Origin of the sequence: Bradyrhizobium sp. 159, assembly GCF_023073795.1 — a bacterium.
Taxonomy (GTDB): Bacteria; Pseudomonadota; Alphaproteobacteria; order Rhizobiales; family Xanthobacteraceae; genus Bradyrhizobium.
Genome location: NZ_JADPKE010000041.1, coordinates 18,529 through 34,134, shown reverse-complemented (window position 1 = coordinate 34,134; position 15,606 = coordinate 18,529). Strand labels below are relative to the sequence as shown.

The following is a 15,606-nucleotide window of genomic DNA, read 5'->3' as shown; positions in this document are numbered from 1 at the left end:
TCTCCCCTTGTGGGAGAAGGGGGCGCGAAGCGCCGGATAATGGCCGTCTCCGCGCATTCAAATGAGAGCCGCACTCGCGGAGAGAACCCGCACCCGTCTCGCCGCTGCGCGGCAAGCCACCCTCTCCCACAAGGGGAGAGGGGAAGAGGGCGGCAGCTCACCCGTTGTCCACCAAAAACTCCACCCGCTCTGCTGCAAACCGCGAGTGCTTGGTCACCAGCGGCTTGCCGTCGAGAGCGTGGTCGGTGGCATCGACCACCAGGATCGGTCGTCCCAGTGCAAGATCGAGCCGGGCGGCGTCAGTCGCGTCGATGATGCCGGCCGTTATCCGGGTCGCGCCGCGGCGGTAGTCGCGAATGCCGTAGTGCTCCAGCAACTTCGTCATCGAGCGCGTCGCGGCGAACACGGCGCCTGCGCCCGGAAACAACTCAGCCGACAGCCAGGTGGTGGAGACGCAGATCGGCGTGCGATCGGCGAGGCGGATCGCCTCGATCCGCAGCAGCGCCGCGCCGGCCTTCAAGCCGAGCTCGCGCGCCAGCTCCCGGGTCGCGACGTCATCGGAGGTCTCGATCAACTGGCCGCGCGGCTCGCGGCCGCCGGCGCCGACGATCTCGGAGAACCGGGTGCGCGAGCGCAGCGGATAGGCCAGCCTCTGCGCCTCGACATAGGTTCCGCTGCCGCGCTCGGCCCGGACCAGGCCGCGCTCGGCCAGCGCGGCCAGCGCGCGCCGCACGGTGTGGCGGTTCACGCGGTAGGTTTCCGCGATCTCCATCTCGCCCGGTAATTTGTCGCCGGCGGCAAAGCGGCCGTCGGCGATACCGCGCTCGATGCCGTCGGCGACGAGGCGCCACAGCGCGACGCCCGACGATGCAGTGTCTTGCATGCTCATATCGCTGGTCAGCCTAGCTCAGAAATCACGCCTTTGTCACGAAACAGTCATGGCGCTCCTTTATGAAGTTGTCTATTATCATAGACAACTTAGAATCGGCAAGTTCGGTGGATTTGGTGACCCAGCAGAATAACCAGCAAGCCCAGCGCAAGGCCGCGATGGCCGTGCTGGCGCACGCGGAGGCGGGCGAGATCGCCGCCCGCCTCCGCGCACTCGCCCTGCCGGCCCATCAAAATCTGCGCGAAGGCGAAAACGGTCTCGTCATGCTGCGCGGCCGGGTCGGCGGCGACGGCGCACCGTTCAACCTCGGCGAAGCCACGGTGTCGCGTGCGGCGGTCCGGCTTGCCAGTGGCGAGGTCGGCTTCGGCTACACGCTCGGTCGCGATAGCGAGAAGGCGCGGCTGATCGCGCTGTGCGACGCGCTGGTGCAGTCCAGCGATTTTGGCGCAGCCGTCGAGCGCGAAATTATCGCGCCGTTGCGCGAGCAGCTTATGACGAGGCGCCAGCAGGCAGCGGCGAAGACTGCCGCGACGAAGGTTGATTTCTACACCATGGTGCGCGGTGAGGGGTGAGATCATGACCACGATTGCAGAACTGCCGCCGGGTTTCGCCGACAGGGTTCTGTCGGCGCAATCGACCTTTCGTTCGGTCATGGATGCGATGGCGCGGCCGGGTTCGGTCCAGCGCATCGTCCCGACAGCCGGAGCGCTTCATACGATGATGCGCGGCACCGCCGCGATCGCGCTGACGCTGTTCGATCACGACACGCCACTCTGGCTCGATGCGCGCATGGCAGAAAATTCCGACGTGATGAAATGGCTCAAGTTCCACACTGGCGCGCCGGTGGTGCAGGACACTTCGATCGCCAGCTTTGCGCTGATCAGCGACGGTGCGGCGCTGCCGCCGCTCGAATGCTTCGCGCTCGGCACCAACGAATATCCGGATCGCTCGACCACATTGATCCTTCAGGTCGATAGTCTGGGCTCGGGACGCAGCGTCGAGCTGCGCGGCCCCGGCATCGATGGCTCCACGACGCTCCAGGCGTCGATCAAGCCGTTCGATCTGTTCGAGCGCCTGCGGTTCAACGAGGCGCTGTTTCCGCGCGGCCTCGATGTGGTGCTGGTTGCCGATGATGCGGTGGTTGCGATCCCGCGCACCACCCGCGTCGCGAACAAGGAAAGCTGACCGCATGTATGTCGCAGTCAAAGGCGGCGAACGCGCCATCGAGAACGCCCATCTCCTGCTTGCAAACGCGCGGCGCGGTGACCCAAGCGTTCCGGAAGTCACGCTCGATCAGATCTCGGAGCAGCTCGGCCTCGCCGTGGACCGCGTCATGAGCGAGGGCTCGCTCTATGACCGCGAGCTCGCCGCGCTCGCGATCAAGCAGGCGCGGGGCGATCTGATCGAGGCGATCTTCCTGGTCCGTGCCTTCCGCGCCACGCTGCCGCGCTTTGGCGCGAGCGAGCCGGTCGACACCGGCGCGATGCGCGTGCAGCGGCGAGTGTCGTCGACCTTCAAGGATATTCCAGGTGGCCAGATCCTCGGGCCGACCTTCGACTATACCCACCGCCTGCTCGATCCTTCGCTCGCAAAAGGCGTTGTGCCGGAAGCGCCAGTGACGGCGGAAGCATCAACGGCACCCACGCCGCGCGTGACGGATATTCTTGGCCGCGACGGACTGATCGAGTCCTCGCCGCAGGCCGAGGACGGCGCCAGCGTCGGCGATCTCACCCGCGAGCCGCTGAATTTTCCGGCGGACCGCGACCTGCGCCTGCAAAATCTGGCGCGTGGTGACGAAGGCTTTCTGCTGGCGATGGGCTATTCCACCCAGCGCGGTTACGGCCGGAACCATCCCTTTGCCGGCGAGATCCGCTTTGGCGAGGTCGATGTCGAATTTTTCGCCGAGGACGTCGGCTTCGCCGTGCCGCTCGGCTCGATCGAGCTCACCGAGTGCCAGATGGTCAACCAGTTCAAGGGCTCGGCGACGGAAGCGCCGTGCTTCACCCGCGGCTATGGCCTCGCCTTCGGCCAGAGTGAGCGCAAGACCATGTCGATGGCGCTGGTGGATCGGGCGCTGCGCGCTCGCGAGCTCGGCGAGGAGGTGCGTGCCCCCGCGCAGGACGAGGAGTTCGTGATGTCGCATTCGGACAACGTGCAGGCGACCGGCTTCGTCGAGCATCTCAAGCTGCCGCATTATGTCGACTTCCAGTCCGAGCTCGGCCTGCTCCGCAAGCTGCGCCAGGAGTTTGCCGAGGCCAATGCGCCCGATGCCATGAAGGAGGCCGCGGAATGAACGCGCCCGCCTATAATTTCGCCTATCTCGACGAACAGACCAAGCGGATGATCCGCCGTGCGATCCTCAAGACGATCGCGATCCCCGGCTATCAGGTGCCGTTCGCCAGCCGCGAAATGCCGATGCCCTATGGCTGGGGTACCGGTGGCGTGCAGGTGACGGCGGCGATCCTGGGACCTGAGGACGTGCTGAAGGTGATTGACCAGGGCTCCGACGACACCACCAACGCGATCTCGATCCGAAAGTTCTTCGCCAAGACGGCGGGCGTCGCCACCACGACGGCGACGGACGAGGCAACCGTGATTCAGACGCGCCACCGCATTCCTGAGACCGCGCTGCATGAAAATCAGGTGCTGGTCTACCAGGTGCCGATCCCTGAACCCCTACGTTTCCTCGAGCCGCGCGAGACCGAGACGCGGCGCATGCATGCGCTCGCCGAATATGGCCTGATGCATGTCAAACTCTATGAGGACATCGCCCGCTTCGGCCATATCGCGACTGCCTATGCCTATCCGGTCAAGGTGAACGCGCGCTACGTGATGGACCCGTCGCCGACGCCGAAATTCGACAACCCCAAGATGGACAATTGTGCCGCGCTGCAATTGTTCGGCGCCGGCCGTGAGAAGCGCATCTACGCGATCCCGCCCTACACGAAAGTCGTGTCGCTGGATTTCGAGGATCATCCGTTTGAGCCGTACCGTTTCAACGCGCCGTGCGCGCTGTGCGGCGCGGAGAACTCCTATCTCGACGAGATCGTCACCGACGACAAGGGCGGTCGGATGTTCGTCTGCTCGGACACCGATTATTGCGAGGGCCGGCAGGCCGCCGGCCATCACGGCAGCCTGAGCGCCGCACCGTACAAGGAGAAGGCGGGCTCACATGGCTGAACTCGATACGCTCGAAAGCGACCAGCCGCTACTGGTGGCGGAGTCGCTCAGCAAGTCCTTCGGCCGCATTGCCGCGTGCCGAGAGGTGTCCTTTGCGCTCTATCCCGGCGAGGTGCTGGCGATCGTCGGCGAATCCGGCTCGGGCAAGTCGACGCTGCTGCAAATGCTGTCGGGTCAACTCACGCCGAGCGCCGGCCGGGTCTCTTACCGGATGCGCGACGGCGTCGCCCGCGATCTTACGACGCTCGGCGAGGCCGAGCGGCGCTTTCTGTTCCGCACCGACTGGGGCTATGTCCATCAGGATCCTGCGCAAGGTCTGCGCATGGCGGTCTCGGCCGGCGCCAATGTCGGCGAGCGGCTGATGGCGGTGGGATGGAATCATTACGGCCGTATCCGCGACACCGCCTCCGACTGGCTGATGCGCGTCGAGATCGACGTCGCGCGCATCGACGATGCGCCGCGCACCTATTCCGGCGGCATGCGCCAGCGGCTCCAGATCGCGCGCAATCTCGTCACCGAGCCGCGGCTGGTGTTCATGGACGAGCCGACCGGCGGCCTGGACGTGTCCGTGCAGGCGCGCCTGCTCGATCTCCTGCGCAGCCTGGTCGCCGAGCTGCACCTCGCCGTCATCATCGTCACGCATGATCTCGCGGTGGCACGCCTTTTGTCGCACCGCGTGATGGTGATGAAGGGCGGCCGCGTCATCGAGACCGGCCTCACCGATCAGGTGCTCGATGATCCGCGCGAGCCCTATACGCAACTCCTCGTCTCCTCGATTCTGCCGCCATGAGCCTGCCAGCATGAGCCTTGCAATGACTGCCATGATCGACATCACCGACGCCCGGAAGACCTTTACGATGCACCTGCAAGGCGGCATCGAATTGCCGGTCGTGCGCGGCGTGACGTTCCATGTCGATCCCGGCGAATGCGTCGTGCTCTCGGGGCCATCAGGCGCCGGCAAGTCGTCGATCCTGAAGATGATCTTCGGCAATTATCGCTGCGATTCCGGCCGCATCGGCATCCGCCACCGCGGCGCGCTGATCGATCTTGCCGTCGCCGAGCCGCGGCAGGTGCTCAATGTCCGCCGCGTGACCATCGGTTATGTCAGCCAGTTCCTCCGCGCGGTGCCCCGCGTTGCGACCATCGACGTGGTCGCCGAGCCTCTGATCGTGAACGGCCTGGCGCGCCCGGAAGCGCAAGCCCGCGCGGGCGCGCTCCTGCATCGTCTCAATATTCCCGAGCGGCTGTGGCAGCTTCCGCCCGCGACCTTCTCCGGCGGCGAGCAGCAGCGCGTCAACATCGCGCGCGGCTTCATCTCGGATCTGCCGATCCTGCTGCTCGACGAGCCGACCGCTTCGCTCGATGCCGCCAACCGCACTGTGGCGGTCGAGCTGATCGCTGAGAAAAAACGCCAGGGCGTCGCCATGGTCGCCATTGTCCATGACGATGAAATCCGGCATCTGATTGCCGACCGCATCGTCGATGTCACCAGCTTCGCCGCCGCGGCCTGAAGGAAATCGACATGAACGCCAAGCCGAAGGACACCGTCATCGCCAACGCCAGGATCGTGCTGGCTGACCGGGTGATCGATCAGGGTTGGCTTGCTCTGGTCGACGGACGCATCGCCGAGATCGGCGAGGGCAGGGCGCCCGCCGACGCCGAGGATGCTGGCGGCGACCTCGTCATGCCCGGCCTGATCGAGCTTCACACCGACCATCTCGAAGCGCATTACGTGCCGCGACCGAAGGTGTTCTGGAATCCGGTCGCCGCTGTCATCTCCTATGACGGCCAGCTCGCGACCTCGGGCATCACCACCGTGTTCGATTCGCTCCGGGTCTGGCGCGAGGACGGCGCGGAGGAAGTCGATGGCCGCGCCGGCGTGCTCGCCGCCGCGATCACGACCGCGCGCGATGCCGGCCTCTTGCGCGCCGACCATTTCCTGCATCTGCGCTGTGAAATCCCGATGCCGAGCGTCGTCGAGGAGGCCAAGGAGCTGATCGACCGGCCCGACGTCAAGCTGATGTCGCTGATGGATCACACGCCGGGCCAGCGCCAGTTTCGCGACGAGGTCAAGCTGCGCGACTATTATCGCGGCAAGGGCGGCGGCAAGACCGACGCCGAGCTCGACGAACTGTTCGCGAAGCGCTTTGCCTATCAGAAGGCCTATGCCGCGACCAACATGCGCGAGATCGTGACGCTGGCGCATGCGTACAAGATCCCGCTCGCAAGCCATGACGACACCACCGAGGAGAACGTCGCCGATGCCGTGCGCGACGGTGTCGCGGTGGCGGAATTCCCCACCACGCTCGAGGCCGCGCGCGGTCTGCATCACGCCGGCATCGACATCCTGATGGGCGCTCCCAACGTCGTGCGCGGCGGCTCGCATTCCGGCAATATCGCCGCGGTCGATCTCGCCCGCGAAGGCCTGCTCGATATCCTGTCGTCGGATTACATTCCGTCGAGCCTGCTGATGGGTGCGCTGCAGCTGCCCGAGCATGTGCCGGCGATCGATCTGCCGTCGGCGATCCGCACCGTGACCAAAGCGCCTGCCGATGCGGTCGGACTCACCGATCGCGGCGAGATCGCGGTCGGCAAGCGCGCCGACCTGATCCGCGTGCATGTTGCCGGCAGCGTCCCCGTCGTGCGCAGCGTCTGGCGCGAAGGGAGTCGTGTCGCATGAGCGAGACCGCGGCCATGGCGCAGGAGGCAGCGGGCGCGATCGGACCCGGGCGGCTAGTACTTGTGGTCGGTCCCAGCGGCGCCGGCAAGGACACGCTTTTGCGACTGGCGCGGGCGGCGTGCAGTGAGGATCACGACATCGTCTTTCCACGCCGCCTTGTGACGCGGGAATCCTCCGCTGCCGAAGACAATCTCACGCTCGCCCCTGACGAATTCCGCCGCGGTCAGCAGCATGGCGATTTCGCCATGCACTGGCAGGCGCACGGGCATTCCTACGCACTGCCGCTCGAGATCAACGACGATATCCGTGCCGGACGCACGGTGGTCGTCAACGTCTCGCGCACGGTCATCGGCGCGCTGCGCCAAGCCTATGCAAATGTTGTGGTGGTCGCGATCACCGCACCGCCGGACGTGCTGGCGCAGCGGCTTGCCGCGCGGGCGCGGCACAGCGACGGCAATATCGCGGCGCGGCTGTCGCGCAGTGTCGATGACGCGCGGGCGCTTGCCGACATCACCATCCTCAACGCCGGCAGCGCGGAGTATCACAGCCGACAGCTCGTGCGCGTGATCAGGAATGAAGGCTGGCATGAGTAATGGCGGGCACGATCAGGAGAGTGGAAGAATGTCGGTGATCGAAACGGTTGAACAGCTGGAGGCCATCTACGGCGTCACCAACGATGCCTCGACCGTGAAAGTCGCCGACCATGTCACGCCACTCTACCGCATCTACATCGAGAAGGCGCCGTTCGCGGCGCTCGCCACGGTCGGGCCGGAGGGCATCGACTGCTCGCCGCGCGGCGATCTCCCTGGCTTTGTCCGCATTCATGACCCGAAGACACTGATGCTGCCCGATCGCCGCGGCAACAATCGGGTCGATTCCCTGCGCAATATCGTGCGCGATCCCCGGGTGTCGCTGATGTTCCTGATTCCCGGCTCCGGCAATGCGGTTCGTGCCAACGGCCGCGCCCATCTCTCGATTGATCCCGAACTGCTGGCCTCGTTCAAGGTCGAAGGCAAGGCGCCGCGCAGCGTCATGGTCATGAGCGTGGACGAGATCTACTTCCAATGCGCCCGCGCCATCGTCCGCGCCGACCTCTGGAATCCCGACAGGCGCGTCGACCCAAAGACCCTGCCGACGCCCGGCCAGATCCTGGCCGAGATGAGCGAGAACAAGGTCGGCGGCGCGGAGTACGACCGCGCCTGGCCCGCGCGAGCCGCAGCGACGATGTGGTGACTTTTCTTACCCTCTCCCCTTGCGGGAGAGGGTGGCTCGCCGCGATAGCGGCGAGACGGGTGAGGGGTATCTCTCCGCGAGCGACCCTCTCACAGCTGATCTCGCGGACAGATACCCCTCATCCGGCGCCATAGCCGAAGCTTCGCTTCGACGTTCTTGAGAACGGCGGCCGAAGGCCGCCTATGCCACCTTCTCCCACAAGGGGAGAAGGGAAGAACGAGTCCGCGGCGGCGGCTCACCTCAATTGAACGCCATGCCGCCGCTCAGCGCGATGGTCTGACCCGTCATGTAGGCATTGTCGACCAGCAGCATCACTGCCTTCGCCACCTCCTCCGCCGTGCCGAAGCGGCCGAGCGGGATGCGGCTGACGAGCTGTTGCTGGCCGCTCATCATGTCGGTCTCGATCAGCGACGGCGCCACCGCGTTGACGGTGATGCCCTCCTTCACCAGCCGCGCGGCATAACCTCGCGTGAGGCCTTCCATGCCGGCCTTGGACGCGTTGTAGTGCGGGCCGATCGAGCCGGCACCGCGCGCAGCCCCGGAGGAGATGTTGACGATGCGGCCCCACTTCCGGGAGCGCATCGACGGCAGCACGGCCTGCGTGCACAGGAACACGGATTTCAGATTGACCAGGATGGTCCGGTCGAAATCGTCTTCGCTGAGATCATCGAGGCCGCGCGTGATCGCGATGCCAGCATTGTTGACGAGGATGTCGATCGGTCCGAGTCCGGCCGTGACGCGCTCGACCATGCCGGTCACGGCCTCGCGCTGCGAGACGTCGGCTGCGACGACGATGGCGCGGCCGCCCTGCTTGCCGATCTCGCCTGCCAGCTGCTCGGCCCGACCGATCTGCTCGCGGCAGTTGATCGCTACGGCGGCACCGGCCTCGGCCAGGGCGCGACAGACGGCCGCGCCAATTCCGCGCGAGCCGCCGGTGACGAGCGCCGTGCGCCCCTTCAGACTGTCTGTCATGAGAAACTCCGATCCGATCACAGCGGGATCGCCGGACGTCGGCCACTGCCATTCAAGTCAAAAGGCCGCTACATGAATTTAGCGCCGCCGCCGCGCCCTGGTGCGCGCCGCCTTCTTGGCGGCGGCGGAGCGGGTCTTGGCGCCCTTGGTGCGGCTCGCTTTCCGCGCAGCGGCCGAACGTGACGCCGCGGTTCGCCGGCTCGCGGCGCTTTTGGCCTGTTTTGACAGCGCGCTGCGCGACGCCGTTGAGCGCGGCTCCTTCTTCAGGACATTTTCCACGGCGCGCGACACGCGCGGCCGGCGCTTCGGGGTGCGCTTGCCCTGGCCGACCTCATAGGCATATTTGGCGCTGCGGCGCGTCGATTTCTTGGTGCGCCCCTTGCGCGGCGGCGGCAGATCGACGCCGGCGCGGCGTGCCTCGGAAAGGCCGATGGCAATGGCTTGCTTTGTCGAGCGTGCGCCGTGCTTGCCTTTACGAATCTTGTCGATCTCGTCCTTGACGAATTCGCCGGCCTGCGTGCTCGCAGATTTGCCGGCGCGCTTGTCCTGCTTCGCTTTGCGAATGATTTCCTGTCTTGGCATGAGTCGAGTTCCCTTCGAGATGACAGGGATGTCTCACCGCAACGCATAACCCGGACGATTGATCCTTTTCAGTTCCTCAGCGCCGCCAGCAGTTCGTCGGGACGCTCGGCCATGATCATGTGCCCTGCGCCCGGCACGATGACGGTCTTCGCATGCGGGATCGCCGCCGCCAGCGCCTTGCCGGCTTTCGCGGGAGTCATCATGTCCCGCTCGCCGAGAATCAGCGTGGTCGGGACCTTCACGCTCGCAGCCGCGGCAAGTGCATTCGCATAGCCGTTGCAGGCCGACAGATCCCCGAACAGCACGCCCGGGTCGCAATGCTTCAACACGGCCTGCGCGCCGCCATGCATCCAAAGGCCCGGCGCGAGGCTGCCCCCGAGCTCGGCCTTGAAGCCGAGACCCCAGATCGAGACCATGTCGACGGCGTCCTGGTCATTGGCTTCGGCGGCTTTGAGCAGATCCGGGCCGACGGTCATGGTCGCGGCGGTGCCGATCAGGCTCAGCGCGGAAACCTTGTCCGGATGCCGCGCCGCCGTCTCCAGCGAGATCAGCGAGCCCATGGAATGGCCGATCAGTTGCGCCTTCGCGGCGCCGGCCGCATCCAGCAGCGCCGCGGTCCAGTCGGCCATCTCGGCGATGGTCGACAGCGACGGCCCGGCCGAGCGACCGTGGCCGGGCAGGTCTGGCGCCAGCACGGAAAAGCCGTGATGGGCGAACCAGCGCGTGTGCAGCGCCCAGGTCGAATGATCGAAGCCGGCGCCGTGAATGAAGGCGACCGCGGGCAGCGACTTGTCGAAGTCGCGGCCGCCGGTTGCGACAAACACGTCGGTGCCGTTGACGGAAAGCTTCATGGCGTCAGACCTTTTGCGAGATGCGCAGCGCTTGGTTGAGATCGTCGATGATGTCGCTTGCCGTCTCGATGCCGACCGAGAGCCGCACCAGCTCCTCGCCGATTCCGGCGGCCTTGAGCTGCTCGGCGTCCATCTGCTGATGCGTGGTCGAGGCGGGGTGGATCACCAAGGTCTTGGCATCGCCGACATTGGCGAGATGGCTGATCATGCGCAGTGATTCGATGAACGTGCGCCCGGCGGGCCGGCCGCCCTTGATGCCGAAGGAGACGATGGAGCCGGCACCGCGCGGCAGCAGCGCCCTTGCGAGCTGAAAGTCCGGGTGGTTCTCCAGCGAGGGATGCAGCACCCAATCGACGGCCTTGTTGGCTTTCAGCGCGTCCAGCACGAGATGCGTGTTCTGCATGTGCCGGTCCATACGCACGCCCAGGGTCTCGACGCCCTGAAGCAGCTGGAACGCGTTGGTCGGCGACAGGCATGCGCCGAAATCGCGCAGGCCCTCGGTGCGCGCGCGCATGATGAAGGCCGCGGTGCCGAACTGCTCGTCGAAGACGATGCCGTGATAGCCGCCATAGGGCTCGGTCAGCGCGCCGAACTTGCCCGAGCCGCGCCAGTCGAAGCGGCCGCCGTCGACGATGGCGCCGCCGATCGCAATGCCGTGTCCGCCGATCCATTTGGTCGCCGAATGCATGACGATGTCTGCGCCGAGCTCGATGGGGCGGCTGAGATAGGGTGTGGCGAAGGTGTTGTCGATCAGCAGCGGAATTTTTGCCTCATGCGCGATCGCCGCGACCTTGGGAATGTCGAGCACTTCCAGCCCGGGATTGCCGATGGTCTCGCCGATCACGAGCTTCGTGTTCGGCCCGATCGCGGCGCGGAACGCGTCGAGATCGCGCGGCTTGACGAAACTGGTGGTGATGCCGAAGCGCGGCAGCGTATGCGCCAGCAGGTTGATGGTGCCGCCATAGAGTGAGCTCGATGCCACGATGTGGTCGCCGGCGTTCAAAAGTGTCGCGATCGCCAGATGCAGCGCGGCCATGCCGCTGGCGGTGCAGATCGCACCGACACCGCCTTCGAGCGCCGCGAGCCGCTCCTCCAGCACACCGGTGGTCGGATTGGAGATGCGCGTATAGATGTGGCCGGCGCGCTCCAGGTTGAACAGCGCGGCGGCGTGATCGGAATCCTGGAACACGTAGGACGTGGTCTGGTAGATCGGCACGGCGCGGGCGCCGGTTACGGGATCCGGATGCTGGCCCGCATGCAGGCTCAGGGTCTCGAAGGCAGGCGGCTTTGGCGCGGGCATGCGTGGCCTCGTTGGTCGATCGGCGGAGGCCGCCCTTGTGCCACAAAAAGAAGCGCTGCGTCAGCCCATTGACAGCGCCTCTAACCCCCGGATCGCTCGATGATCCCGGCCTCGCGCAGCAAGATCTCCGCGTCTGGTAGGCTTCGAATCTCTTCTCGTTGGCCGCGACGATCTTTCGCGCGTCCTGCGCCGGCATCGCGGCGAGGATGGCGATGGGGCAGTTCGCGTTCGGCCAGCTCACGGTCAGCCTCCAGCACATCAAGGCCCAACGCGCTCACGCTCCCTTCTGCCCTGCCAGCGGTTCCCGCACCTCGGCCGCAATCTCGAACGAGCGCAGCCGGGCGGCGTGGTCGTAGATCTGGCCCGTCGTCATCAGCTCGTCCGCGCCGGTCTCGGCCATCAGCGCCTTCAGCTTCTCCTCCACGATTCTGGGCGAGCCGACCGCCGAGCAGGACAGCGCTTGGCCGACGTCGGCCTTCTCCGCCGGCGACCACAACGCGTCCATGTGGTCGACCGGCGGCGGCAGCGGGCCCGGCGTGCCCCGGCGCAGATTGATGAACTGCTGCTGCAGCGATGAGAACATGCGCTGCGCCTCGGCGTCGCTGTCGGCGGCAAACACGTTGACACCGATCATCGCGTAAGGCTTGTCGAGTTGCGCCGAGGGCTCGAAGCGCGCGCGATATTCGCGCAGCGCCGGCATCATCATCTGCGGCGCGAAATGCGAGGCGAACGCGAACGGCAAGCCCAGCATCGCCGCAAGCTGCGCGCCAAAAGTGCTCGATCCCAGGATCCACAGCGGCACCTTCGTGCCCACGCCCGGCACCGCGCGGATCGCCTGGTTCGATTGCACATCGCCGAGCAGCGCCTGCAATTCCAGCACGTCGTGCGGAAAGTTCTCCGCAGCCGTCGCAAGGTCGCGCCGCAGCGCCTTTGCTGTGAACTGGTCGGTGCCCGGCGCCCGCCCGAGGCCGAGATCGATCCGGCCGGGAAAGAGCGATTCCAGCGTGCCGAACTGCTCGGCGATGACCAGCGGCGAATGGTTCGGCAGCATGATCCCGCCGGACCCGACGCGGATGGTTTTCGTTCCCCCCGCGATATGGGCGATCACCACCGACGTCGCCGCGCTTGCGATCCCCGTCATGTTGTGATGCTCGGCCAGCCAGAACCGCTTGTAGCCCCAAGCCTCCGCATGCCGGGCGAGATCGAGCGAATTGCGAAACGCCTGCGCGGCGTCGCCACCTTGGCGGATGGGCGCGAGGTCGAGCACGGAGAAGGGGATCATGTGTGGTACCCGTGAAGGGCGCGTGTGCGCGGGGACCTCACATATAGGGGACCAGGGATAGGAATGCTGCTCGAACCTGTCGCGACTTGGATCTTGACGGAGCAGCGCATCCTTGACGCTGCAGCCCGCGCTGCCCGTTCACAACACTGTTATTGCGACCTATGGCGCCCTTCGTCGCAACTGGGCGTTCTGCGCCTGTTGTTATAGATTGCCGGAGCACTGCTCGGTTGCCAGGAGGAACTGACATGACCACGGTCGTACTCAACCGCCGCAACCTCCTCGCCGCTGGCGGCTCGGTGCTCGCAACCGGGGTTTTGGCGAGCGGAGTTTCCGGGCTGCTGTTGCCCGCCCGTGCCGAAGGCCTCGCGCCGACCGAGTCGATGTCGGGCGGGGCGAACAACTACCGCAAGGGCGCGGCGATCGTGGAGCGGATCGGAAAGGGCGGCTTCTGGATGAGCGGTACCGTGCGCCGCGCCGGCGACGGGGCTCCGCTCGCCGGGCAGCGCATCCAGATCTGGGCGCACACCGTCGAGGGGCAGGAGCACGAGCCGCAGAGTCATGGCGCCACGCTCACCGACAAGGACGGCAAGTTCCGGCTCGAGATGCCGCAGATCATTCCCATCTTCGGCCAGCCGCATGGTCACCTCGCCTATGACAGCGGCGAGTTCAAAACCGTCTTTCTGCGTCCGGTGATGCGGAGCGCAAAGGAAACCAGCCTCGAGGCGCACTTCGTCCTGCAGCCGGCTTGAGCCGCGAATTGCAAATGAAGGGATGGGAATCGGCCCGGGCGACCCTGATCTGGGTGGCCCTTGCCTTGGCCATTTGCGTGCCGATCGCCGCCGCAGCAGGAAGCGACCTGCTCGCTTGGCGCGGTCCGGTCTACATCCTCGCCGGCTTCGCAGGGATCGTCGCCCTCGGTCTTGTGCTCGTTCAGCCCCTGCTGATCGGCGGATATTTGCCGGGGCTATCGGCTTATCGCGGACGGCGTGCCCATCACTGGATCGGCGGCGCGCTGGCCTTTGCGGTGGTGATCCATGTCGCCGGGCTCTGGATCACCAGTCCGCCCGACATGATCGACGCCCTTACCTTCTCATCGCCGACGCCGTTCTCTCCCTTTGGCGTGGTCGCCATGTGGGCCATCTTCGCTGTCGCGCTTCTGGCTCTCTTGCGGCGGCGGCTGGGATTGCGGCTGCGAACCTGGCGCATCGTCCATATTCCCCTCGCGATCGTCATCGTCGCAGCCAGCGTAGCCCATTGCCTGCTGATCGAGGGGACGATGGAGACGACCTCCAAGATTGTGCTTTGTGCGCTCGTTCTCGCGGCGGCCATCAAAGTGATGGCTGATCTGGTTTGGAGAAAGCGGACGTTGCGCGGAGAGGGCATTGCGCGGCAGTAGGCGTCGGATGGATAGAGCACTTGCGAAATCCATTGTGCTTCGTCATCGGCAAGCCTCGACGGGCTTCGCTGCCGCCTTGGCTCTTTGCGCTACGGCGGACTAGTCGCCCTACCCACGCCACGAGCTGGACGTGATTAGAAATCACGATTTGTCGTGCGCGTACTTCTCCAGAAGCAGCCGATTATATTCATCTCTCACGGCTCTCCGCGAAATATGCCCTTTTCGGTCTTTGGCGATCTTCAGAAGATCGGGATCAGTCGGTGCCCGTGATTTCCGCCTAAATCTCGCAAAGAGTGGGGTCGTAGGCGCCGACGTCGTTCCAAACAGCCGGTCAAACCATCCCATTGTGTCCTCCCGGACAGACGGCAGATTACGACATTATCACCATGAATTTGGGGGTCAAACGGATTGCGTCCGCGGCTAATGGCCCCGGACTACGCTTGCACTCCATCCGGGTTACGCCACCGGAAAAGCGGACGGTGCGCGGCGTGTTGCGCGGCGGCGAGCGCAGGATGAGTAGAGCACTTGCGAAATCCGCCACGTTTCGCCACTGAACGAGCTTGATGGATTTCGCCACCGCCTTCGCTCTCTGCGCTGCGGCGGACAAGTCGCGCTAGCCATCCTACGCATATTTTGTTGGCCTCTTCTTGCGAACACGTCGGGCATCGTCAGCGCCGATGTCTGCTCTGCTTGCCGCAGATGGCGACGGGGCGTATCCTTGCGCGATGGCTGTCAGCGCTCCCGATCTGAAGGCGTTCCTGCTCGCCACGCCGTTCTTCGGTGGTCTCCCGGAACCGAGTCTCGACCTCCTGATCTCGATGCTGGTCGAGCGCCGCTTTGATGCCGGAGCAACCGTCGTGGCGGAGGGCGAGCAGGGACGCTCGATGTTCATCGTCAAATCCGGTCGGCTGGCGGTGCGCAAACGGGCGAATTCGGGGAACGTCATCCCAATTTCCGCTCTGGAGCCTGGCGATTTCTTTGGTGAAATGACGCTGATTGAAATGCAGAATCGCTCCGCCACGGTGGTGGCGGAAGGGCCGACGGTGCTGTACGAGCTGACCGCCCAAAAGCTCTACGCTTGCTACAAGGCCGATATCCACGCCTACGTGATCGTCCTCCAGAACATCAATCGCGAACTGTGCCGACGGCTGCGCCGTGCCGACGATCGCTTCATGGGACAGCAAATGCGTGACGACAATTGACCGTGCGTAGGATGGGTACAGCGCTTGCGAAACCCATGG

The 15,606-nt window shown here is 65.5% G+C and carries 18 protein-coding genes; 12 read left to right on the top strand and 6 right to left on the bottom strand.

From position 1 onward, the window contains the following. Positions 1–157: 157 nt before the first annotated feature. Positions 158–889 (bottom strand): phosphonate metabolism transcriptional regulator PhnF, encoded by a 732-nt coding sequence (phnF, locus tag IVA96_RS09195; RefSeq protein ID WP_247416887.1) that lies wholly within the window; start codon positions 887–889, stop codon positions 158–160. Between the two features lie 158 nt (positions 890–1,047). Between phnF and phnG the strand changes: the two genes are divergently transcribed. The 9 genes from phnG to IVA96_RS09150 are packed head-to-tail and all read left to right on the top strand — an operon-like array spanning position 1,048 to position 7,982. Continuing rightward, positions 1,048–1,461 carry a phosphonate C-P lyase system protein PhnG gene (gene phnG, locus IVA96_RS09190; RefSeq protein ID WP_247448914.1) on the top strand — a complete coding sequence of 138 codons (414 nt, stop codon included), beginning with the start codon at positions 1,048–1,050 and terminating at the stop codon, positions 1,459–1,461. A 4-nt stretch (positions 1,462–1,465) separates the two neighbouring features. Next, complete coding sequence (gene phnH, locus IVA96_RS09185; RefSeq protein WP_247281484.1) at positions 1,466–2,074, top strand: phosphonate C-P lyase system protein PhnH; 609 nt, start codon at positions 1,466–1,468, stop codon at positions 2,072–2,074. A gap of 4 nt (positions 2,075–2,078) precedes the next feature. After that, positions 2,079–3,182, top strand: a complete 1,104-nt coding sequence (locus IVA96_RS09180) for a carbon-phosphorus lyase complex subunit PhnI (protein WP_247281483.1) — start codon at positions 2,079–2,081, stop codon at positions 3,180–3,182. Continuing rightward, positions 3,179–4,069 (top strand): alpha-D-ribose 1-methylphosphonate 5-phosphate C-P-lyase PhnJ, encoded by an 891-nt coding sequence (locus IVA96_RS09175; protein ID WP_247416884.1) that lies wholly within the window; start codon positions 3,179–3,181, stop codon positions 4,067–4,069. Before IVA96_RS09180 ends, IVA96_RS09175 begins: the two co-directional genes overlap by 4 nt. Further along, positions 4,062–4,859 carry a phosphonate C-P lyase system protein PhnK gene (phnK, locus tag IVA96_RS09170; protein ID WP_247281481.1) on the top strand — a complete coding sequence of 266 codons (798 nt, stop codon included), beginning with the start codon at positions 4,062–4,064 and terminating at the stop codon, positions 4,857–4,859. The genes IVA96_RS09175 and phnK overlap by 8 nt, the downstream gene beginning before the upstream one ends. A 22-nt stretch (positions 4,860–4,881) precedes the next feature. Further along, complete coding sequence (gene phnL / locus IVA96_RS09165; RefSeq protein WP_247281480.1) at positions 4,882–5,580, top strand: phosphonate C-P lyase system protein PhnL; 699 nt, start codon at positions 4,882–4,884, stop codon at positions 5,578–5,580. Positions 5,581–5,591: 11 nt separating this feature from the next. Further along, positions 5,592–6,749 (top strand): alpha-D-ribose 1-methylphosphonate 5-triphosphate diphosphatase, encoded by a 1,158-nt coding sequence (locus tag IVA96_RS09160; RefSeq protein WP_247281479.1) that lies wholly within the window; start codon positions 5,592–5,594, stop codon positions 6,747–6,749. Next, positions 6,746–7,342 (top strand): phosphonate metabolism protein/1,5-bisphosphokinase (PRPP-forming) PhnN, encoded by a 597-nt coding sequence (phnN, locus tag IVA96_RS09155; protein WP_247281478.1) that lies wholly within the window; start codon positions 6,746–6,748, stop codon positions 7,340–7,342. The genes IVA96_RS09160 and phnN overlap by 4 nt, the downstream gene beginning before the upstream one ends. 28 nt (positions 7,343–7,370) lie before the next feature. Then, positions 7,371–7,982, top strand: a complete 612-nt coding sequence (locus tag IVA96_RS09150; protein ID WP_247281477.1) for a pyridoxamine 5'-phosphate oxidase family protein — start codon at positions 7,371–7,373, stop codon at positions 7,980–7,982. 240 nt (positions 7,983–8,222) lie between these two features. On the opposite strand, the gene IVA96_RS09145 is transcribed toward IVA96_RS09150, so the two are convergent. From IVA96_RS09145 to IVA96_RS09125, 5 genes are all read right to left on the bottom strand, one after another. Next, entirely contained in the window at positions 8,223–8,954 is a 732-nt protein-coding gene (locus IVA96_RS09145) for a 3-oxoacyl-ACP reductase family protein (protein ID WP_247416879.1), read from the bottom strand. A gap of 78 nt (positions 8,955–9,032) precedes the next feature. Next, a complete protein-coding gene (locus IVA96_RS09140) occupies positions 9,033–9,536 on the bottom strand; it encodes a DUF6496 domain-containing protein (protein WP_247281475.1) in 504 nt (167 codons plus the stop codon). Positions 9,537–9,604: 68 nt separating this feature from the next. After that, a complete protein-coding gene (locus IVA96_RS09135) occupies positions 9,605–10,387 on the bottom strand; it encodes an alpha/beta hydrolase (protein WP_247281474.1) in 783 nt (260 codons plus the stop codon). A gap of 4 nt (positions 10,388–10,391) precedes the next feature. Further along, positions 10,392–11,687, bottom strand: a complete 1,296-nt coding sequence (locus IVA96_RS09130) for an O-acetylhomoserine aminocarboxypropyltransferase (RefSeq protein WP_247281473.1) — start codon at positions 11,685–11,687, stop codon at positions 10,392–10,394. 274 nt (positions 11,688–11,961) lie between these two features. Then, complete coding sequence (locus IVA96_RS09125) at positions 11,962–12,969, bottom strand: LLM class flavin-dependent oxidoreductase (protein WP_247416875.1); 1,008 nt, start codon at positions 12,967–12,969, stop codon at positions 11,962–11,964. A gap of 245 nt (positions 12,970–13,214) precedes the next feature. Here IVA96_RS09125 and IVA96_RS09120 point away from each other — a divergent pair, with 245 nt between their 5' ends. The 3 genes from IVA96_RS09120 (at position 13,215) to IVA96_RS09110 (ending at position 15,567) form a co-directional block, all read left to right on the top strand. Next, positions 13,215–13,718, top strand: coding sequence for a Twin-arginine translocation pathway signal (locus IVA96_RS09120; RefSeq protein WP_247281471.1), 504 nt, complete (start codon positions 13,215–13,217; stop codon positions 13,716–13,718). Between the two features lie 14 nt (positions 13,719–13,732). Continuing rightward, positions 13,733–14,365: a ferric reductase-like transmembrane domain-containing protein gene (locus IVA96_RS09115; protein ID WP_247417056.1), complete on the top strand. Its 633-nt coding sequence runs from the start codon at positions 13,733–13,735 to the stop codon at positions 14,363–14,365. 725 nt (positions 14,366–15,090) lie between these two features. Then, on the top strand, positions 15,091–15,567 hold the full coding sequence (locus IVA96_RS09110) for a cyclic nucleotide-binding domain-containing protein (protein ID WP_247281528.1): 477 nt from the start codon (positions 15,091–15,093) through the stop codon (positions 15,565–15,567). Positions 15,568–15,606 lie beyond the last annotated feature (39 nt).